At 40.2% G+C, this 22,232-nt stretch carries 19 protein-coding genes and 1 pseudogene; 5 read left to right on the top strand and 15 right to left on the bottom strand.

Annotated features, from left to right (window positions below; translation table 11 throughout):
- From MKI85_RS14195 to MKI85_RS14185, 3 genes and pseudogenes are all read left to right on the top strand, one after another.
- A pseudogene (locus MKI85_RS14195) lies at window positions 1-201 on the top strand (acetyl-CoA C-acyltransferase); the annotation flags it as partial.
- A gap of 45 nt (window positions 202-246) precedes the next feature.
- Window positions 247-1,038, top strand: coding sequence for a 3-oxoadipate enol-lactonase (gene pcaD / locus MKI85_RS14190; RefSeq protein WP_241628548.1), 792 nt, complete (start codon window positions 247-249; stop codon window positions 1,036-1,038).
- A 379-nt stretch (window positions 1,039-1,417) separates the two neighbouring features.
- Complete coding sequence (locus MKI85_RS14185; protein WP_241628546.1) at window positions 1,418-2,437, top strand: AraC family transcriptional regulator; 1,020 nt, start codon at window positions 1,418-1,420, stop codon at window positions 2,435-2,437.
- Window positions 2,438-2,526: 89 nt separating this feature from the next.
- On the opposite strand, the gene MKI85_RS14180 is transcribed toward MKI85_RS14185, so the two are convergent.
- The 5 genes from MKI85_RS14180 to MKI85_RS14160 form a co-directional block, all read right to left on the bottom strand.
- Entirely contained in the window at window positions 2,527-3,423 is an 897-nt protein-coding gene (locus tag MKI85_RS14180; protein ID WP_413350806.1) for a SphA family protein, read from the bottom strand.
- A 99-nt stretch (window positions 3,424-3,522) separates the two neighbouring features.
- Window positions 3,523-4,053 (bottom strand): flavin reductase family protein, encoded by a 531-nt coding sequence (locus tag MKI85_RS14175; protein WP_241628552.1) that lies wholly within the window; start codon window positions 4,051-4,053, stop codon window positions 3,523-3,525.
- A gap of 31 nt (window positions 4,054-4,084) precedes the next feature.
- Window positions 4,085-5,323 carry a styrene monooxygenase/indole monooxygenase family protein gene (locus MKI85_RS14170; protein WP_241628542.1) on the bottom strand — a complete coding sequence of 413 codons (1,239 nt, stop codon included), beginning with the start codon at window positions 5,321-5,323 and terminating at the stop codon, window positions 4,085-4,087.
- 45 nt (window positions 5,324-5,368) lie between these two features.
- On the bottom strand, window positions 5,369-6,154 hold the full coding sequence (locus tag MKI85_RS14165; RefSeq protein WP_241628541.1) for an SDR family oxidoreductase: 786 nt from the start codon (window positions 6,152-6,154) through the stop codon (window positions 5,369-5,371).
- Between the two features lie 3 nt (window positions 6,155-6,157).
- On the bottom strand, window positions 6,158-7,417 hold the full coding sequence (locus MKI85_RS14160; RefSeq protein WP_241628540.1) for a dienelactone hydrolase family protein: 1,260 nt from the start codon (window positions 7,415-7,417) through the stop codon (window positions 6,158-6,160).
- 663 nt (window positions 7,418-8,080) lie between these two features.
- Here MKI85_RS14160 and MKI85_RS14155 point away from each other — a divergent pair.
- Complete coding sequence (locus tag MKI85_RS14155) at window positions 8,081-9,421, top strand: MFS transporter (protein ID WP_241628539.1); 1,341 nt, start codon at window positions 8,081-8,083, stop codon at window positions 9,419-9,421.
- Window positions 9,422-9,490: 69 nt separating this feature from the next.
- Here MKI85_RS14155 and MKI85_RS14150 read toward each other — a convergent pair whose 3' ends face one another.
- From MKI85_RS14150 to MKI85_RS14105, 10 genes are all read right to left on the bottom strand, one after another.
- Window positions 9,491-10,480: an AraC family transcriptional regulator gene (locus MKI85_RS14150; RefSeq protein WP_241628538.1), complete on the bottom strand. Its 990-nt coding sequence runs from the start codon at window positions 10,478-10,480 to the stop codon at window positions 9,491-9,493.
- A 543-nt stretch (window positions 10,481-11,023) separates the two neighbouring features.
- Entirely contained in the window at window positions 11,024-11,197 is a 174-nt protein-coding gene (locus MKI85_RS14145) for a hypothetical protein (protein ID WP_241628537.1), read from the bottom strand.
- 268 nt (window positions 11,198-11,465) lie between these two features.
- Complete coding sequence (locus MKI85_RS14140; RefSeq protein WP_241628536.1) at window positions 11,466-11,927, bottom strand: MarR family winged helix-turn-helix transcriptional regulator; 462 nt, start codon at window positions 11,925-11,927, stop codon at window positions 11,466-11,468.
- Window positions 11,928-12,318: 391 nt separating this feature from the next.
- Complete coding sequence (locus MKI85_RS14135) at window positions 12,319-13,071, bottom strand: class II aldolase/adducin family protein (protein ID WP_241628535.1); 753 nt, start codon at window positions 13,069-13,071, stop codon at window positions 12,319-12,321.
- Between the two features lie 30 nt (window positions 13,072-13,101).
- On the bottom strand, window positions 13,102-14,115 hold the full coding sequence (locus tag MKI85_RS14130; protein WP_241628534.1) for a ketopantoate reductase family protein: 1,014 nt from the start codon (window positions 14,113-14,115) through the stop codon (window positions 13,102-13,104).
- Between the two features lie 18 nt (window positions 14,116-14,133).
- Complete coding sequence (locus MKI85_RS14125) at window positions 14,134-14,904, bottom strand: ABC transporter ATP-binding protein (RefSeq protein WP_241628532.1); 771 nt, start codon at window positions 14,902-14,904, stop codon at window positions 14,134-14,136.
- Window positions 14,901-16,706, bottom strand: a complete 1,806-nt coding sequence (locus MKI85_RS14120) for a branched-chain amino acid ABC transporter ATP-binding protein/permease (RefSeq protein ID WP_241628530.1) — start codon at window positions 16,704-16,706, stop codon at window positions 14,901-14,903. Before MKI85_RS14120 ends, MKI85_RS14125 begins: the two co-directional genes overlap by 4 nt.
- Window positions 16,703-17,740: a branched-chain amino acid ABC transporter permease gene (locus MKI85_RS14115; protein ID WP_241628528.1), complete on the bottom strand. Its 1,038-nt coding sequence runs from the start codon at window positions 17,738-17,740 to the stop codon at window positions 16,703-16,705. Before MKI85_RS14115 ends, MKI85_RS14120 begins: the two co-directional genes overlap by 4 nt.
- Before the next feature lie 102 nt (window positions 17,741-17,842).
- On the bottom strand, window positions 17,843-18,988 hold the full coding sequence (locus tag MKI85_RS14110; RefSeq protein WP_241628526.1) for an ABC transporter substrate-binding protein: 1,146 nt from the start codon (window positions 18,986-18,988) through the stop codon (window positions 17,843-17,845).
- 982 nt (window positions 18,989-19,970) lie between these two features.
- On the bottom strand, window positions 19,971-21,191 hold the full coding sequence (locus MKI85_RS14105; protein WP_241628524.1) for an OprD family outer membrane porin: 1,221 nt from the start codon (window positions 21,189-21,191) through the stop codon (window positions 19,971-19,973).
- 415 nt (window positions 21,192-21,606) lie between these two features.
- Here MKI85_RS14105 and MKI85_RS14100 point away from each other — a divergent pair, with 415 nt between their 5' ends.
- Window positions 21,607-22,185, top strand: coding sequence for an HD domain-containing protein (locus MKI85_RS14100; RefSeq protein WP_241628522.1), 579 nt, complete (start codon window positions 21,607-21,609; stop codon window positions 22,183-22,185).
- Window positions 22,186-22,232 lie beyond the last annotated feature (47 nt).

Here is a 22,232-nt window from a genome sequence, read left to right as displayed (position 1 = left end):
GGTCTGGCTGACGATACTACGCAAGTGAATCCAAATGGTGGTGCGATTGCGATTGGTCATCCACTGGGTGCATCGGGTGCACGTTTAGTGACCACAGCTCTGAACCAGTTAGAACAAACCGGTGGTACGTATGCCCTATGTTCAATGTGTATCGGGGTCGGTCAAGGGATTGCGCTGATTATTCAGCGGGTTGAAGCCTGATTCAGATCGCTAAGCTCAATAAAGAATAAAGAAAGGAATTAAGATATGCCCATTTTAACCACGCCAGACGTACAACTGCATTATCAAACCTTTGGCGATGCCAGTAATCCTGCATTAGTGTTTTCCAATTCTTTGGGCACCAACTATGGCATGTGGCAGCAGCAGTTTAATGCTTTAAAGGATCAGTTCTTTGTGGTGTGTTATGACACCCGTGGTCACGGTGCTTCATCGACACCAGCAGGTCCTTATAGCCTGCAACAATTAGGTGAAGATGTGATTCAGTTGCTGGATCATTTACAGATCTCACAAGCAGCATTTTGTGGCATTTCGATGGGCGGCTTAACTGGTCAGTGGCTGGCGATGCATTACCCTCAGCGTTTTAGCCATGTGATTGTATGTAATACGGCGGCCAAAATTGGTCAGGAACAGGCTTGGCTGGATCGTGCCGCTCTGGTCAAAACTCAAGGTTTACAACCGATCGCGCAAACTGCAGCATCGCGATGGTTTACAGATCCCTTTATCCAAAGTCATCCTTCATTAGTGTCTAATCTTCAAAACGACTTGGCAGCTGGCAGCGCCGAAGGTTATGCCCACTGTTGTGCGGCTTTGGCTAAAGCGGATGTTCGAGAGCAACTGAAAAACATTACAGTGCCAATGCTGATAATTGCGGGACAACAAGACCTTGTGACGACGGTCGCAGATGCGCAGTTTATGCAAGCGCAGATTCCGAACAGTCAGTTGGTTGAAATTGATGCTTCACATATTTCAAATGTGGAACAGCCTCAAGTGTTTAATCAAAGCATTCAGAATTTCTTGCAAATGAATGCATGCCTATAGGCGTGCATTCACTTAAATACAAAACATTTCAATAAGATAATAAAAAGTCCAGCTAATGATATAAATTGACCAAAGCGCTTGGATTTGCTATAAAATTGTACAGATCTTAAGGAATAAGATCATGATAAAACGAGGTAGATAGAATGGAGTTCTCACGCTCATGTATTTCAAAAAACGATTAAAACAGGATTTTGTTTCCTTCATTTAATTTTTTAGAAAAACAGCATATTGAATCCAATATGGTCTATATTTTGCATTATCTCTATATGTTTTGCACCCCACTGAATAATCTAAGTGCAGTATTACCACCTTTCTAAAATTATACCGAGCAGTATTTAGAGCGGTGAAATACAAGCAGGAGTTAGCCAAAGGAATAGCTATGAATCATGCCAACTCTTCTGAATTAAACGGTCGACATTTCCAATATGAATCCATTTTTACCCCCCACAATTTACTCTTTAGCCATCAAGATGTAGATGAAACGTGTAAACATGTTGGACAGGTCTTTAAACCCCATGCATTAAAAATTTCAAAACCACAAAAAGATTTTAGTGCAACCATGCACCATGTTAAAACAGGAGCGCTCTCAATTAGCCGCCTCGTATATGGCGCAGATGTTGTAATTGAACCAGACCATTTAGAAAAGTTTTATTTAATTCAAATTCCAACGCAGGGTTATGCAGAAATTGAATTCGACCGACACAAATTTATGTCCTATTCACAGGTTGGATCGCTCATTTCACCACAACACTCTTTACGTATGTGTTGGCATGCCAATTCACCGCAGCTCATTTTAAAAATATTAAAAGATGATTTAATTCATCACTGTCGCCAACATATTCCTGATAGCGACAGCACTCCCCTCATTTTTGATCCGAAGCTTGATTTTTCCACGCAAAATGGCAGTTATTTTTTACAATTACTCCGCACTTTAATGGATGCAATGGCATGTGACAAACACCCACTGCATCATCCCTTGGCGTTTAAACAGTTTGAGTCGAATTTATTAAATGCGCTGATTTATGGGCAACCCAATAATGCTTTGGAAAAAATTGATTCGCATAAAGATAAAACCATTTCCCCGCATTTTATTAAACGGACTGAAGCCTATATCCAGCAACATTTACATGAACCTTTAACTATTGAAATGATGGCTGAGCAAGCAGGTGTGAGTGTCAGAACGCTTTTTGCAGGATTTAAAAATTACTTAGGCACCACCCCAATGGCTTATCTCAGAGAATTACGCTTTGAACAAGCACATTTAGAATTAATGCAAAATGAGCATTTAACGGTAACTGATGTGGCATTTAAATGGGGCTTTACCCATTTAGGCAGATTTTCTCAAGAGTACAAAAGACGCTTTGGCACTTTGCCTTCTTCGACACGTCGTTGTAGCTAAACAGATTTCCAATTAACTTCTCTCCAACCCATCAAAAAATCCATAAAATAGCCTTTTATCCTGGTTGGGATAAAAGGCTATTTTTCATCTTAAAAATGGTGGATATAACGCACTTGTAAGCGGGTTCCCTCAGGTCGGTTTTCAGCATCTTGTTCAAAATAAGCGTTACCCACCACATGGTCATTGGGTGAAAAACTATACATTGCCCCTGGACCAATTGCCCAAACCTGCTCTTTACGCCCTTTCACTTTTTCGCCATCAACTTCTGTATCGGTAATTTGCTTTAACCAATACCCATTTAGCCCTAAACGAAATTGCGGGGTAATCGCATACTCACTGGCAAAATTTGCATGAACGGCTTGACCTGCCTGAATTTCATCTGCATTGCCAAATGCGTAACTTGGATCTTCATTTTTAAAGTTATACAGATAATGAATCCGTGTCGAAGCTGTCCATTTAGGATTAAACCAGTAGGTTGCTGCCCAATATGGATCAAGCGAAACCGCATTATTGCCCGGATTAATATCCTTCTGTTGGCTGTAATCTCCTGTCGGTAAGTTCACTTGGAATTCAATGCGATGTACAAATTTGGGACCTTCAGCCCCCATAATCGGATCAAACTGCACAAAAGGACCAATCATGATGTCACCAAAACCACCCTGTGATTTGATTGCCATTTGATTCAATCCATCATCCATATCCATTTTGCTGACATAGGGAATAAGAAAATTAATCCCCAGACTGGCATGCTCACCCAATTTAACATTCGACAAGTAGCTAATTTGTTCCACAATTACTTGATAGTTAAGATCTGTTTTTGGGAGTGGCAATTTATTGCCATGTGCATCAACCAATTCATCACTATCATAATTTTGGAAATAAGTTTGCGCATACCAACCTGGACCTGCAGGTAAACCCCCATCTAAAAAACTGGTCATACCTAAGTTGACTGTCGGTAAATCATAGGCATGGGTCATGAAAGACATACAACAAAAGCTACTGAGCAAAACACTATTTTTTATTACACTGTACTTCATTATTCTTTCCTAAATAAGAAGTCACGATTGTAGAATCGTGACTTTGTCTTAATTGCTCAGCGCTGGATGTGCAGCAGCAACTCGATATTTTCCTGCATGAAAGACCAGTGGCTCACCTTGCCGCTGTTGGTACTGTTCAATCTGTCCGATAAAGATCAGATGGTCGCCACCTTCATATTGGGTCACATTTCTACAGACTAAGGTTGCTAAAACATCTTCAAGAATGGGCACACCAACCGCACAGTCTCGATGTGCGATACCAGAAAACTTGTCTGCAGATGCTCTGGCAAAATGTCCTGAAAGTTCATGATGTTCTTGTGCCAACATATGAATGGCGAAGTGGTCTGCTTCCACAAAATCTGACAAGCTAGGCGCAGTTTTGGATAAACTCCATAAAATTAACGGCGGATCCAAAGAAAGCGACGAGAATGAATTGGCTGTCATGCCAACTTTACGCCCCTGCTTGCTTCGTGTCGTAATGACCGTTACACCTGTTGCGAACTGACCCAGCAAATTTCTAATTTCTCTTGGGTTTTCAGCATCAATCGGCTGTAATGCCAAATCATCAATCGTATCAATCATTTGTAATATCCTTTTAACTAGATCAGCATCAAGCCACTTTAGCTGCTGTTTTCATGGCAATAAAATTCTGAGCCTGTTCTGCATCAAACCACCATGGTGAAAAGTCACGCGGATCATCAAAGTTATTGGCCATGACTGAAGCAATGGCTTGGTTCTGACTCGCAGCAGCCAGTAATTCCACTACGTGGGGTTGAGGCGGTAACAATAAACTATTGGTCCAAGCCACCACTTTTTCGGCATATGCCCAATAGCGCTCAAAGGTTTGTTGCATCCAAGCCTCACTAAAGGCTTGATCATCATTGGATAAAATCGCATCAAAATAAATCTTGCTACATTTGGCGGCATTATTTGAGCCTTGACCTGTAATCGGGTCATTCACCACTAAGGCATCTGCCATACCAAAGATTTTTTTGCCTGAAGGTAAAGTCAAAACAGGTTTGCGTACTGTTGGTGGGAAGCGTCCTGCCAAATAACCGCCTGCATCGGTTAATTCGACGTTTTTACAACGTTCAAATTCCCACGGTACGTATTTTTGTAAAAGTTCCAGACTACGTTCTAAATGCTGCTCAGATGTTTGCACATCCTGCCAACAATCCATTGGTCCATTTGGAATACCTTCGAACACCATAATGTCGCATGGGCCATTCACGGTCAGTGCTGGAAAAGCAAAGTATTCACCTACTCCCGGAATAATGTTAAACGTGACCCGTGAATAAGGTGAAATTGGCTTCATGCCTTTGACATAGGTCAATGCCAATGCACGTTGAGGCTTATCGAACGTGCTTCTTTCTGCATCACGTTCAAATTGCTTGACCACTTCGCCTTTACCTGCCGCCAACAGAACCAATTCATAGTCATTGGCTAATTGTTCAAGTTCTTCTATACCAACATCTTGAATAATTAATCGACCACCACGCTTTTCAAATTCCTGCATCCAAAATGGCATTTTGACGCGTTGATCGACCGATTGTGCGTAACGCTCAAGACGTGCACTCCATTCAAAGGCTTTGCCACCGTTTTCAGGATTCACCAAAGTCAAGCTAATTCCTTCAACCGCAGGACATTGCTCTTCCCAAAAATTCAGTCCTAAATCACGTTCAGTTTGTAAAGCGGTGTGAAACATACATTGACTCGACATCACTTTACCCTGACGAATTTCTTCGGCAGTACGGTTGGTAATTAAAGTAACGTCATAACCGGTATCTAATAATCCTAAGCCAAGTTGAAGGCCTGACTGACCTGCTCCCACAATTGCAATACGGCGCATATTCTTCTCCAAATTTTTCAATGTTCTAAATCATGAATGTCTGTATTAACTGGCTAAGCGTGGAATGGCAGGTTGCGCACCTTCTGGTCCCATCACTGAATACCCACCATCGACGGCGTAATCTGCACCTGTGACAAAGCTTGCTGCCGAGGACAGTAAGAACAGCACCACATTTGCCACTTCTTCTGGATGCCCCAAACGCCCCAACAAGTGATAATCTGCTGCAACGCCATCAGCTTTTTCACGGTTATTTCCACTGACTTCAGCAATCACTCGTGACCACGTCCAGCCTGGAGAAATGGAATTCACTCGAATGCCATCGGCTGCAAAATCCATTGCCATACTTTGGGTTAATTGTCGGATCGCCGCTTTCGATACGGGATATAACCAGCGTCCAGTTTGCGCATACTTAGCAGAGATCGAGGTGAAATTCACAACTGAACCCTTGTTCTTTTTTAAGTCTGCATAAAATGCTCGGGTTAATTCGACCACTGACAGCAAATTGATATCCAAAGCCTTTAACCAATCTTGGCGAGAAGACTGAAAGCCATCATCCAGATAGGTACACGCCAGATTCACCAAGCAGCTGACTTCACCTAAATGCTGATGAATGTTTTTGACCGCCTGCTGAATCGCAAGGTCACTGGTCAAATCCACCTGAATGAACATCACGTCATAAGGAAAACTTTCTGCAACTTTCTTTCCGTTGGCATCAATATCAAGAATCGCGACACGCGCACCTGCATTCACCAAAGCCCCTACCACAGCCTTTCCAATTAAGGTTGCACCGCCACTGACAACGGCTACTTTGCCTTTTAAATCAATGTTCATATTTTATGCTCCTTCCTGAATCGGCTTGCCTTCACTACTGCCCCATGACGGCATCAGCGTATTTGAAGGTAAATCTTCATCCAGCAGTTTCTTGGCAGTTTCCACACCCGCAACTGGCAAACCTTCAGGATTGAGCAAACCTATTTGCACAAGCACTGAAGCCTGATCCCAATAAATATGTTCGTGACACAGTTTAGGACCTCTAAATTGAATGACCCCCAACATTGGAATTTCGACATATTTACCTGTTGGTTTTACCCCTGGGAGTAGCCAATCAATTTCTGTGTCATGGGTAAAGCTCATAATGAACTCATCCACCACCTGTGTAGATCCGACCGTACGCGAAATCGATGTGATCTTCATATCTTCTGGGTTTTGATGGACAAAGTGATAACGATAGAAGCGAGCGAGCTGACTTTGACCGACACCACCCGTTAAGGTTGGAATGTGATTGACATAAGGTTCAGCCACCATGGTTGCCATTGTGGCAGGGACATCACGGGTATCGAACTCATGTCGAATATGCTCTTCCCATAACGCCACCAAGTCATAATATGGTCCAATGGTGTCATGTAATGCAGTCACTGTGCGCTCATGAGCAAAGCGAGCTGAAGGCTTGTGATAATGCTCACTTTTCGGTCTAGCAAAGGCATGGTCGACATCTTCATACACGTATGCTTTAACATTCGAATATTGGTTCGCAGCTTGCAGAATTGTTTGACGTGCATCAGGTGGAGTAAATTGATCGAGCTCTGCAATATGCAGAACCAGACGACCTTTCAGGTTAGCCAATTCATCCAGAACGTTTTCTAGACCTACACCATAGTAGCCAACGGCACAGGCAACTTCTGGTAAACGACACGCTGCCAAATAAGCCAGCTTTCCACCCAAGCAGTATCCGACAACACCTAGACCTGTCGATGTATCGCATTCTGGTCGGCTTTGTAGATAAGCCAAACTGTCCTGAATATCCTCCACACCTAAATTTTCATCATATTGTTGATAAAGCTTAAAAGCCTTTTCGAAATCCTCTGGGGTATAGCCCAATTCGATATTGGGTGCATCGCGCCAGAATAAATCTGGAACTAAAACGGTATAGCCTTCTTCTGCAAGAAAGTCAGCCTTCTCACGCATTACAGCATTTACGCCAAAGATTTCCTGACACATCACAATGCCCGGTCCTTTGCCTGAAGATGGGGTGACCAAGTAAGCACTAAACTGTTTACCAGTCTTGGTTTTTATCTGAATCGTTTGACCAGCCATAATTGTCAACTCCTGACTTTGTTATGGCTTTATCTTCTATCCATTTTTTAAGGCTGACTGTCCAAAAGCTGCGAGCACTATCCAATCTATGCGCAATTCTAAAATGTACTGCTGAATATGCCTCATTCTTATCATTTCACTGGCAATAAAGTTTCGGTGCTTAAAATTCTATCCATCTGTAATGGAAAAAATGGATGAAGTTCAGGATTTTGTGGATAGTCTCTAGCGTATAAAAATAGTTCAATCAAGGTATGTAGACAGCAATTGGAATCGCGGCGATATCAATTTTTATTTGGAACATATCCTCTAAATTTAAGCTGAAATCCGCACAATTTCTGAAATTTTCGCATGGCTCTGTATATAGAATGTCTTTCTAAAGACACTTACGAGCTCAATAAAGGAAATCAAAGCCTCTAATTTTGGAAATGTAATACGCAATCGAACATTACAGAACGCTTTGGTCATTCAAATGAATTTGTCATTATTTCACATTCACTTGGGTCTATAACTTTGGTTTAAATCTATAGCCGCTAGTAATACGAGCAATGCAGGCAAGGCGAACAGATTTAAACCCATTCATCCAACTAGGAATGTGATGGACAAGTTGGTTAGTACAGGGAGCTCCCCTGACCAAACGGAATTAAACGGTTCAAAGGAATAAGTATGAAAACAATTGAAGTAAACAACATTATCAATCGGGAGAAACTCTCCCCCCTACAGTGGCTAGTCTTTATTCTTGGCTTCTTGGTCTTTTTCTGCGATGGTCTAGACACAGGTATTATTGGTTTTATTGCACCTGCCTTACTGGATGATTGGGGCATCACCAAACCTCAATTGGCACCTGTTTTGAGTGCAGCTTTGGTCGGTATGTCCATTGGTGCCATTATCTCGGGCCCATTGTCGGATAAATTTGGTCGTAAAGGCATTATTGTAATCACCACTTTACTGTTTTCAGTTTTTACCATTCTCTGTGGTTTCGCCAGCTCAACTGAAGAACTCATGTTATACCGTTTTATCACAGGTATTGGTCTTGGCGCGGCTATGCCAAACATCAGTACTATGGTGTCTGAATACATGCCTGCAAAACGTAAAGCCTTTCTTACAGGTTTAGCAGGATGCGGCTTTATGCTAGGTATTTCTGCGGGTGGTGTACTCTCTGCCTACTTGCTTGAAGCTGTTGGTTGGGCAAAAGTAATCATGATTGGTGGCAGTATTCCATTGCTACTGGTAGTAGCCCTTATTGTAATGCTTCCAGAATCGACTCAATCTCTGATTGCGCGTAATCGTCATGATAAAGCGATGCAGATTTTAGAGAAAATTCAGGGTCAACCGTTTAATGAACCTGTAAAACTAGTTTTACCACAAACCGAAGCGACCAATGAAAACCCAGTCAAAGTGGTATTGGGTAAATACTTATGGGGTTCAAGCATGCTTTGGTTATGCTGCTTTACCAGCCTATTAGTATTCTATCTTTTGACCAGCTGGATGCCGACAATCTTAAAAACTGCTGGCTTTAGCACGCAACAATTCAGTTTAATTGCTGCAATCTTCCCATTTGGTGGAGTCATTGGTGCAACCGTCATGGGTTGGTATATGGACAAAGTGAATCCAACCACAGTGATTAAATATGCTTATTTAATTGCCTTTGGATTATTCTTAGTCGCAGGTTTAGTCAGCTCAAATATCCTTTTCCTAGGTATCACCATCTTCTTGATTGGTGCGCTGCTTGCTGGTGCACAGTCTTCATTATTGCCTTTGGCAACGATGTTCTATCCAGCAGTATGTCGTGCCGTTGGTGTTTCATGGATGCATGGTATTGGCCGTATTGGCGCGATCTTGGGTGCATTCTTCGGATCGTTGATTTTCACCTTTAACTTAAGCTTAGGTGGCATCTTCTTTGTACTGGCTATTCCAACTTTCATTTCATTTACTGCTTTAACCTTAAAAGTGATGCATGAAAAATCTAAAGCGAAAGCCGTGTACAACTTAGAAAGTTCAGTCTAAAACGGTTTCTACACCGCATAAAAAACCCCTGATTTAATTTCTAAATCAGGGGTTTTTATTCAACTGGATTTATTCACGCGACTTACTTTTGGTTTCACTTGGTTTCTCGCCAAATTCTTCCTTATAGTCCTGTGAAAAACGGCTTAAATGTGTAAAACCCCAATCATAAGCCAGTTTAGAAATCGATATCTTTTGATTGGTATTTGCATTACTCAAAATTTTATAAATTTGCTGCAAACGATATTTACGCAAATACGACATCGGGCTAGTGCCATAATATTGCTGAAACTCATCATACAGCTTGGATTTAGAAAAACCCGCTAGGTGCTGTAAATCTTCAGCACAAATTTCTTCATGCGCATGCTCCACAATAAAGCTTTTGACTTTACGAATATAAGCCGGCTCTTGTTGCTGGGCATGCGCTTTCAGTGCAGCTGAATAATTATGCTCTTGCGAAAGCAATAATGCTTTGATCAGAAAATTTTCATAATCATCGGACAGCATTTGCAAGCCGAAAAAACCACTATTTTGCGTATTGAACTGCAAAAAGTTCTGGACATTTTTCCACCAAGCATCAATCAATTGCGTAGATTCAACCTGCATTTCAGGATTAAAAATAATCGGTTGATCCAGCGGCTGATTTAATAGATCTGCCAGAACCATCTGCATACTACGTTCTGGTATCACCACCTGTAATTTTTGGCAGTCACGATCAATGATTAATTCCTGATGATCATTATTCGAGACAATCAAACCCCGATTTTCATTCGAGCGATACTGTTCACCCCGCATCCAAAGTGCCTGCTTACCCTGTAAAGGCAAGCTAATGCTGTAGGCTTTCAAATTAGAAATATTAATGGCAACATTTGCACCATAACGAATCGTACCAATCGCCATTTTTCGATTCGGTAAACGCAGCCCATCATAATGAAAATCAAGTGTATCGCGGGCACTCGTATCTAAACGATGTTCACCGCAAATTGTCGACATTAAATTCTGCGCAAAATCCGCCTGATGCGAATAATGGTTTAAATTCATCTGTTGGCTGAGTGATGTCATATCCTTTTTCACCTAGCGAAGACCGTATTGCTTAATCAGCAACTTTTATGCCAATCAAAATCCTTCGATTGGTTGTTTTATAGCATCAACACATCTATCAACGTGTTATTAAAGCATGTTCCATTCTTTTTAAAACATAAATAGCCTCATGTGAAGTACCACAAAGGTATAGCTTTATACTTATTTTTAAGAACTCTTTAATCATGGTGCTATACACCCCATCATACCGATTGATTTTTCATTTAGAAAGTCAAAGCTAAAGAAATCATTTTATGATTAATATTTATAATAATTAGATATTTACAGATATTTTTAAGCAAAGGTTAAAATACCAATTGGCAATTTTTAATCATTTTATTGAACCAAGGCTCAACTTTAACTCTAATTCCCTCTAGTTAGTTAAATACGCAGAATCCAAATGCTGATTTAGGTAGATAAAAGCCTAAATCATGTTACTCAAACATAAGCAGCAAACGGACTTGGGCAATGTAATCAATCTTACATTGCCCAAACCCTAGACATCTACTTTATTTATCTTCTGGTTTAGTAGTACCAGACCTCTGCATTCCAAATCACACAACGGCTGCGATGATTTAATGGCAGTGCATTGCCTTCCAAATCAAAAATCTGAATCACTTCATTGTTTGTATCGCGCTGGCAATTTAATTCAAAGGCTTTACCTTCATTTTGCATGATACGTACAAGACATGCTTTCATAACCAATACCTCCTGATATGGAGAATTCTAATGCGATACCAATAAATGAAAAGGCTCGAACGTCATAAATTGACGCGCTAGGAGAAAAGCACTTTCATTTGAAGAATTTTCAGACAGTTTTTCTTTGGTCTGAAATAGGAAATACTTTCACTCAATAAAGACAAAAAAACCGCTACTCAAAATTGGATAGCGGCAGCTAGATGTGATTTATTAAGCAATTGGGTGAACAAGCATCTTCAGGTTGGATACTGTTCGATATTCCCTTTATTCAAGCCAGATTTTTCTTAATGATTTTTAATAAATCATTCAATTTATTAATTTCTGAAGGCTTGATCCCCGCAAAGCTATCATTCAATAGCAGTGAGGTAATTTCATTAATCTTAATCACCATTTCATGACCTTTTTCCGTCAAACTGACACTGGTAATACGACTATCTGTTTCACTAACGGTGGTATTTAACAAACCTTCATCTTTTAAACGATAAATAATCTTGGTCGCTGTCGGAATTTTAATAATGGTCATTTCTGCCAACTCAGAAATACTGGCGTTAGGTCGTGCAGAAGCCGCTAAGATAATACGACGTCTAGAATTATCCAAACCATAGTTTTTCAGCGCATTGTCCATTTTGTGAATATATAAGCCGTAAACTTGAGAAATCCAGTAATACGGAAAATCATCAATATTAAAATCATCATGAATTGGGAAATATTTAGAGTATTTATTGGTCATATGCTTCAGACTAATTGAATATTAAATGGGATTCTAAAGGAGACGGCTATAAACACACAAGCATCTCCATTACACTTTTGAGTTATAAGATTTTGTTAAATAAAATGAATCTTTCATATTATATAGACATAAATGCTATGTTAGCCCCCATTCACATAGAGAAAAGTTAAATAAAGATGCTGAATTTTATTTGCTTTTTCTAATAAAAAACATTTGATAATGCTTTATCTTACATCAAAAAAATGAACAATTATAAATTTTCGTTATTAATTATTTGAGTTTTGATTCATTTTTCACAAAGTCTAGACGCTAGTAATTCAAAACACCTAACCGTAAAGCTCAAATTAATTTCTTGAGCTTCACTAAATCAGACAGATTGATAAAATCGTGATTAGCATCCAGATTTTTCGTGCATTTTTCTGACCATGGCATCAAAAAACTTATTCGCAAAGCCACTTTCTCGAATCAGCATGGCGGTGAGATCGGTACATTTTTGTTTGACCTCCTCAGTTAATGGTACATCTTCTCCACCCATTGCATCTGCTTGACACTGAATTTCTGCTGCGCGTTGTACGGTCCACAATAAGAAAAATGCTTTTTCTATACTACTTTCTCCAACCGCAATACCGTGATTTCTCAACACCAAAATATGATGATCTCCAAGGCTTTGAATCATTCGCTCTTTTTCTTCAGCAAATAAAGTAATGCCTTCAAAGGTATGATATCCAACACGTCCGTATAGTTGGGCACCATAGAAGCTGTCATATTTGAAGCCTGATTTTTTTTGGACTACTGCACTAATTGGCGTGGTATGGGTATGAATTAAACAACGAATATCATCTCGTACACCGTGTACGGCACTATGCAAAGCAAAACCTGCGGGGTTAGCATCATATTCCGAATGCATCACCTTATTACCATGCAAATCCACTTTTAAAAGATTTTCAGGGGTGACCTCACTATAATTCAGTCCAAATGGATTGACCAAATAGTAGTGTTCATCTCCAGGCAGACGTGCCGAAATATGATTAAAAATCGTTTCTGTCCAGCCAAAATAGTCAATTAAATGATAGCAATGTGCCAATTTAACTCGAAGTTCCCATTCTTCTTTTGAAACATTTAACGCATTCACGGTAGAGTTCATCTTAAATTTTCCTATTCATCTTCTATACTTTTAAGCAACTTTATCTGTAGAAGTTTGCATATTACGATTACTTAAATATTTGGTTAATTCGCAAATCTGTTTGGTTACTGGCATTGGACAGTTATACCCCTCAGCCAATTCAAGTACCGCATCTGCAATCACAGAGAGCTCTAAAGGCTGTTTCTTTTGAAAGTCCTGCCACATGGAAGTATGTACTTCCCCCATGTCTGCACCCAACTGTAGAAACAATTTAGGGTCAATGTTAATGCGTGCGCCATAACAAGCAGCAACCTGACGCGCTTCGAGCATCATTTTGGTCACAACATCATGTAAATGTGGATGTGAATAGATGTCATGTAAGGTTGCCCCAGTCAAAACCGACAATGGATTGGAGCTCAAATTGGCAATTACTTTGGTCCAAATCTGATCACGAATACTTTCATGCACACGAGATTCAATCCCAGTGTCAGCAAAAAGTTGCTGAAGCAGTTCGACTCGTGGCGTAATTTGATGAGAAGGCTCGCCAAAAATAAGTAAATACGGGTTACTAGACTTTACCTTTCCATATCCTTGTAATTCTGCGGTAATAAATACCACCGCCCCAATTAAATGTTTCAGCGGAAAGTTTTCAATCAAATACTGATCCGTATCGAGGCATTGAATGGTTTTTAAATTTTGTTGCTGGGTGTCTCCCTCATAGAAATACCAGAATGGAATGCCATTCATGAGTGGTACAATTACAGTTTCATCATGCAAAAGGTGATGCAGGCTTGGAGTGATCTGCTTCAGCGCACCCGCTTTGGTTGCAATAAAAATGATATCCTGCACATCCAGTTCAGAAGCTTGCTCTACCACTTGATAAGGGTACACTTGATGGGTACCTGTCAAATCTTGCAGTTGAATACCTTCAGCCTTTAATTGCTTCAAATTCTCGCCACGTGCAATGAGGCTAACTTGCTCAAATCCAGCCAAAATGAGTCGAGCAGCGACGGTGCACCCGATTGCACCTGCGCCTAAAATCGTGATTTTTGCTGACTTATTCATTTCACCATCTCAACTTTTTTAAATTGCCAATACATCTTGGTGTTTACTGTTCGTACCCAAGTAACTTTCAATAATCCGTTTATCTTCTAATAAATCCGCGCCCTTGCCTTGAATTGACAATTCACCCATTTCAAGTACATAAGCATAATCTGCCAGCTTCAGTGCAGCTCGCGCGTTTTGTTCGACCAATAAAATCGACACGCCCTGACCCCGTAATTGATCAATAATTTTGAAAATTTCACGGGTAATCAATGGCGCCAAGCCTAAGCTCGGTTCATCCAACATGAGAAGTTTTGGCTTTGCCATCAAGGCACGCCCCACAGCAAGCATCTGACGCTCCCCACCCGACAAAGTCCCCGCTTCTTGCTGACGACGTTCTTTCAGTCTTGGAAAAATGCTATACACCTCATCCAGACTGTCTTTATAACCACGATCACCATGGCGATAGCGCTGAAATGCACCCAGCATCAGATTGTCTTCAATACTCATCGAACTGAACAATTCGCGCTTTTCAGGAACTAGACCTAAGCCTCTGACCACCATGCGTTCGATCTGCGGACATTGACCGACTTCACCATCAAAATCGACATTGCCTTTGGATGACAGCACGCCCATGATTGCAGAGAGCAAAGTCGTTTTCCCTGCACCATTCGGTCCCACGACAGAAACAATCTGACCTTCATTCACGCGCATATTGAAGTCGATTAAGGCATCGACTTTGCCGTATGCAACATTCAGGTTTTTCACTTCAAGTAGTGCTTTCCCTTGATCATTATTTATTTTGCTCATGCAGCACCCCCTAAATAGGCTTCGAGTACAACTTCATCTTTTTGCACATCTTCTGGTAGACCTTCTGCAATTTTTTGTCCGAACTCCATGACCACTACGCGGTCAACCAAATTCATCACAAAATCCATATCGTGCTCGACCAGTAAAATTGCCATGCCTTCAGCGCGCAGTTTGGTGAGTAAGGCTGCTAAAGCTTGCTTTTCTTTTAAACGCAGCCCTGCAGCGGGTTCATCCAGTAATAACAGTGAAGGATGTGCACACAGCGCACGGGCAATTTCTAAAATACGCTGTTGCCCAAGTGCCAAGTTACCTGCTTCGGTATACAGATAGTCTCCCAAGCCCACGCGTTCTAATTGAAATTTGGCTTCATTGAGCAGGTTGTTTTCTTCTTCACGGTCTAGGCCAAACATTGAAGACAACACGCCTTTTTGACCACGTAAGTGAGCCCCAATCACGGCATTTTCTAACACCGTCATTTCAGGCATGATTTTCACGTGCTGGAAGGTCCGGCTTAAACCTTTCTTGGCAATCTCGCGTGAACTTTGTCCATTAATTTTTTCACCAAGGAAAAGCACTTCGCCACTGGTAGGGACATCGACCCCAGAGAGTTGATTGAACATCGTGCTTTTGCCCGCACCATTGGGTCCAATCAATGCCAGAATTTCACCCGCATAAATGCTCAGGTTCATGTTGTTATTGGCAACCAGTCCACCAAATTTTTTCGTGACGTCTTTGGCTTCCAGAATCAATGTGCCTTGCTCTGGTAACTCTAAAGACGGTAATTCACGTGTTGGCGGCACAATGTCGAGATGTGCATCTTTTTCAGGTTTAAAGCGTTGAGGAATACATTTCACCAGCATTGGCCATAAGCCTGACGGTGCCTTTTGCATCAATACGACAATCAATAAACCAAAAACAATGGTTTCATAATGTCCTTCTGAACCAAAAATGATCGGCAAGAAATCTTGTAACCATTGGCGTGCCATGGTGAAAATACCTGCGCCAAGAATCGCACCCCAAATATGTCCTACACCGCCCAGTAATGCCATAAATAGATAATCAATCCCCATTTGTAAACCAAAAGGCGTTGGATTGATAAAGGCCTGATTGTGTGCATACAACCAACCTGAAATGGAGGCAAAAATAGAAGAGATAGTAAAGACGACTAGCTTAGATCTGAAGGTATTTACCCCCATAGACTCTGCCATGAGTTGCCCACCATTCAATGCACGAATGGCACGTCCTTCACGAGAATTGAGCAGATTTTTGGTCAAGATAATTGCAATGAATAGAATCAACCAAATCAAGTAATACATTTTATTACTGCTATCTAAGGCATAGCCAAACACTGAAACACTTGGAATATTCGAGATCCCTGAATGACCTCCTAAAGATTCAATGGTGGAGAAAAAGTAATACAGTGAAATGCCCCACGCAATGGTACCAAGTGGCAAATAATGTCCTGATAATTTAAGCGTCATACCCCCGACAATAATTGCGGAAATAATCGTAATGACAACACCTAAAATCAATGCCGCCCAAGGGCTGCCATGCGTCCACGCTAACCATGATGGCAATTGTTCAGTGGCAGTAATATATGCCGTGGTATAGGCACCAATACCCACCAATGCAGCCTGACCAAAGCTGGTCATGCCGCCAACACCCGTGAGTAAAACCAAGCCAAGCACCACTAAGGCATTTAAACCAATATAGTTGAGTAAGGTGACTTGATAATCAGGCAGAATAAATGGGCTGATCATGGTGATCAGCGCGAAGCCAATAAATAAATATTTCGCTTTCATTCGCCATCCTCCTCTGAGTGACGCGAAGTGAGGGATTTCCAAATCAAGAATGGAATAATTAATGTAAAGACAATGATTTCTTTATAATCACTCGCCCAGAACATCGAAAATGATTCAATCAAGCCAACCACAATCGAACCGACCGCAGCCACAGGGAAGCTGACCAATCCGCCAATGATTGCACCGACAAAGCCTTTAAGACTGATGACAAAACCTGAGTCGTAATACAAGGTGGTGATCGGTGAAATTAAGATTCCTGATAGCGCCCCAATAAAAGCCGCCAGAGCAAAGGTGATTTTTCCTGCAAAAATTGGGGAGATTCCCATGAGCTGAGCACCCACTCGGTTTACCGCTGTCGCATGTAAGGCTTTGCCATACAGAGTCTTATCAAAGAAGTACCACAAGGCAATAATCAACAGCACAAAGGCAAACAGGATACACAGTGTTTGACTATTCACACTGAGCGTTCCCAATTCAAAAGCGGCTTCACTAAACGGTCTGGTTTGCGCACCATTCGGTCCGAAAATAATCAGCCCTACACCGACCAAGGCAACATGGGAGGCAATCGAAACAATGAGCAATACCAAGGATTTAGCTGATGCTAATGATTGGAAGAAGGTACGATACATCATCGGACCAAGCGGCGTGATAATCGCCAGTGTCAACAAAATCTGGAAGAACATTGGTAATTCAGCCAGCGGCAGTTGATACATACATAACACCAAGACCATGCAGTACCCGACTAGACCAAGCTGTTTTTTCCAATGGAATGCTGTTTTATTTCTGAGAGATTCCCAAGCATCCAAGCATAAATTGACCAGACAGAAGGCTGTGACCAGCCAAACAATGGTACTAGGTGTTCCCGCCTGAATGGATGCCAGAGTGAGTGCGCCAAAAACGGTAAATTCGCCCAATGGAATCAGCAAAATCCGTGTGACGATGAAAACTAAGATAATGCAAAGTGCCAGCAGCGCGTAAATAGCACCACTGGTAATTCCATCCTGTCCTAGTATTAAAGCAATATTAAAATCCATATGCCTTACCCTTAGTCATTTTTAGAGACAAAACGACCCCGAAGAGACCGAATTAATCCCTAAAAAATCTAGATGAATAAGTGAAGAAAGGTGCTACTTAAATTATTTCAGCAACGTCCATTGACCATTTTTAACTGTAATCATGACCCGACCACGTTTATCAAAACCACTATGATCTGACAGGGTCATGTTATACACACCCTGTGTCCCTGCTAACTCTTTGGTTTGCTCCAGAGCTGTACGTAATTCTTGACGGAATTGTGCAGTTCCCGGCTTCGCCTTCTTCAATGCTACAGGTACTGCTTTTTCTAAGAGTAAACCTGCATCGTAGACATTGGCACCAAATGTCGCAGGATATTCCCCGTACATTTTTTTGTAGCTATTCATGTATTTTAAGGCGATTGGTTTTGAAACATTGTTGTTTGGAATTTCATTAATTACCAACATCAAACTTGCTGCAAGAATGGTGTTGTTAACTTTATTGCCACCCATTTTCAGGAATTGATCTAAAGCCGCACCATGAGTTTGATACATCTGACCACGATAACCACGGTCATATAATGCAGTTTGTGGCGGTACCGCTGAACTGCCAGGTGCAGCCACTAAAATTGCTTGTGGTTTGGTGGCAATTAACTTCAATGCTTGACCCGTCAAAGAAGTGTCTTGTCTTTGGAAACTTTCTTTGGCAACGACTTTAATGCCATTTTTCGCTGCCAATGATGCAATCACCTTGCCCCAGTTATCACCATATGGATCTGCTGTGCCTATAAATCCTAATGTTTTGATTTTGCGCTTTACCATATCTTCAACAAGTGCTGCTGCAATCACGTCATCATTCTGTGTAGTTTTAAACACCCATTTCTTTTGAGCATTCATTGGCAATACAGCGGCAGATGTCCCTACAGGTGCAAGTAAAGGTACGCCAGCTTTAGCAATTGTTCCAATCACTGCCATGGCATTTGGAGAACCTGAAGGACCAATAATCGCATCCACATTGTTCTCTTTAATCAATTTATTGATTGCCTTTACTGAAGCAGTAGGATCACTCGCATCATCAATCGAAATATATTGGACCTTCTCACCACCAAGCGTTTTAGGTAATAGCGCAATAGTATTTTTCTGTGGAATCCCAACCATTGCGACTGGACCACTCGATGAAGTCACTACACCAACTTTGATATCTGCATAGGCTGTAGAAATGCCTGCAGCGATGATTGAACTTAAAACAACAAGTTGAGTGAATTTCATTTAAACCTTTCTCCTTATCGATTTCACCTTAGATATATTTTTATTGAAATATCTAAGATATTACTCCCTTTAACTAAGCAGCTTTCATGCCACATAGATACAACAAACTTAAGTTATTAATTTTATTTATCATTAATTTAAACTAACACATAATCAAAAAAACACCAAAAATAAATTAGAATTTTCTAACATTTTTTGCACCATATTAATTCACTTTTCAATAAAAAGCCCCCAATCTGAACACCCAATATATTGGACATTTAGACTGCATAAAAAACATAGAAAGAAAAAATCGAGATATAAGAAACATATAGCCAACCCGCAGCAAAACTATGATCAAAATAGGAGCTGTATGCCTCTGAAAAAATATTTACAATTCTCTTTCAGCATCCCAATCGATGTCTTTTCAACTCCTATCCCCTCATACATCGACATATGTTTTGGGCAGAACTTTGAATGACAAATCACATCGACCAGCAAAAGCATTGAGCAAATTAAACCCACCAATAAAGAAAGCCACTCTAAAATAGAGCAGCTTTAAAAATAGATAACTGAAATAGAGAGCGAGCAATCAAAGATCTAACGCACTTCAACATCCAAATTGAATAGCGCATCATCACGAATTTGGTTTCGGTTAAGAATGCTTGTAATTCTAGTTTGATCCAACCGATAGGCATGAATTTCCCCTATAAACAAACTTTTGTGACTATTAAAACTGGTATCAAAATTTCCACATACCTGTTGGATATGGGACGACCATTGAGTAGTAGCGCTCTCTCAGCACGGAATCATGATCAACACCCATCATCAAAAGCACTTGGTTTAAGATATGAAATAACCATCAGATATAGAAAAAAGCAAAAGATTGATTTTATAAATTCTTATTATTTAGATGCTTACTTAAAAAATTACACTTCATTGAAATTAAAAATGTATGTGCATCAAACAATACACATACATCTGAGTTTATTTACAACAATACTTAGAATTTATAGGTATAACTCGCAATTACGCGATCTTCATCAAATGAGTTCCCCTTTGCATATCCAGCTCCATATTTTGTGTCGATATCATAGTGAACCAACTCTAAACCAAAGTTTTTCAACACCCCTTCAGGTACTACATATTTCAGTGCAGCACTACGTTCAATTTCAGTATTATCGCTTAAACCTGCGCGATAGATGTCACTACCATGCAAGTAACGCAATGTCGTAGACAAGCCAGGCACTCCCCAACCCTTAAAGTCGTAGCTATACAATACATGCCACGTCAGTTCTTCAGGCTTTACAAAACCCATTAATGACCATGCATGAAGAAAAGGCTGTGGCACATAACCAGAAATTGTTGGGAACGTGCTCTTACCATCATTCTTACGCACACCAGTCGCAAGGGTATGATTCCCTGTATTAATGGTGGTCATAAAGCCATAGGATTGGTTATCAATATCACCATATAAAGCGTCACCTGATTCAGAGTTATTAAAATAACGTCCATCTAAACGCACCTTGGTGTCACCCACCTTAGTGGTATACGCTAAATTGGCATAATGTTGTTGATAAATATCTAGCAACTGACCGTACCAATAAGACCCAGAAACCGAAGGTGTAAAGTTATAGTCCAAACCAACAAAGCCTAAACCATCACTTTCAAATTTGTTTACTGGACTTCCTGTAAACAAGCTCAATTTTTCATAGTCATCATCATTACGTGCATTAATACGATTAATAAAACCCGTAGTAAACACTAAATCTTTAATGTCTTTGGACTGAAATAATGCTCCAGAAAAAATCGTGGTCAACTGGCGAGAATCATCAAAAAATATAACTGGCAATTTCGGCTCAAGCGTACCGACTTTAAATTCCGAGTTATTATATTTGAGTTTTAAAGTTGCCCCAGCCTTTCCATATGAACGCTCCTGTTCACCTTTGGAATAATCATAAGGCAAGATACTGTCTGGTAGATCTGCATGCGTATCATTTAAACGCACTGCATACTGCCCCAATACATCCACCCCCACTTTGAGCGCTGTATCGGTATAACCCGACTCTAAGCGCAATGTTGCAGCTTGCGACCAGCTCCCAATATCTGGTGATGCTGGATTTTCAAAATCTCGCTCTACATAAAAATTTCTTAGATAAATTGATCCTTTATAATCATCAATAAAGTCTGCATATGCATTTCCCACTCCAACTAAACCAAGCATGCATAATAAGCTTACTTTATTCAATGAAACCTTAGGTCTAACTTTAAATACCATAACCATCCCTTTCCAATAGCAAAGATTAAATCATCACGACTTAACTAAAATATCCATTTATTTAATTGAATTGTCAAAGTTTAAGACTGCACCAAAATCACTCAAAACTTCCACACAATCCCTTATAAAACAACCGATACACCCTAATGGTGCACAAACCTAGCCGTTTACATTTCAATCCAATTTCAGCTCTATAAAAATCCTATATTTATATTGAAATGTCAAACATTTTAATTTTTTTAGAAATATGTTGTTTCAAATGCAAGATTATTATTTTTTAAAGTGCACCAAAATAAACAACCCTAAACATGGAATAATATTTGCTTATTAAAAATAAATCATCAATCATTTAAGGAAAGCCATGAACAAAGCAACAAAAGCCAATTTCACCAATATTATTCATAGTGAAAAAACTGACTTTGAAATTATCGCTCAGCATTTTAATGACTTTAAAAAAGGACACGTGCAAAGAGTGATTGACCATCTTCTACTTCTTGAAAATGATCATGGAGGATTTCCGGTCGACCGCCTAACCCACTGTTTACAAACAGCTACTCTTGCTTATCAAGATGGTCGCGATGAAGAATATATTGTCTGCGCACTACTGCATGATATTGGAGATACACTGGCTTGTTACAATCATGCTGATTTCGCAGCCACACTTTTAGAGCCATTTATTAGTGAAAGAAATTACTGGATGTTAAAACACCATGGTATTTTCCAAGGATATTATTTTTTCCATCACATTGGTTTAGATCGATACCAATGCGAAAAATATAAAGATCATCCTTATTATGAATATACAACTGAATTTTGTTTTAAATATGACTCACCCGCTTTCAATAAAGACATGGAAACTCTTCCTTTAGACTTCTTTATTCCTATGTTGAATAATATTATGTCCACTCCTAAAAAATCCATTTATAAAGATATAAAATAATAATAGATTAATTCTATGCATCATTTTATCCACTTAAAAATGATGCA

This window comes from Acinetobacter zhairuonensis (assembly GCF_022601715.1).
In the GTDB taxonomy this organism is placed as follows: domain Bacteria; phylum Pseudomonadota; class Gammaproteobacteria; order Pseudomonadales; family Moraxellaceae; genus Acinetobacter.
This window is presented reverse-complemented; position numbering and strand designations above follow the sequence as displayed.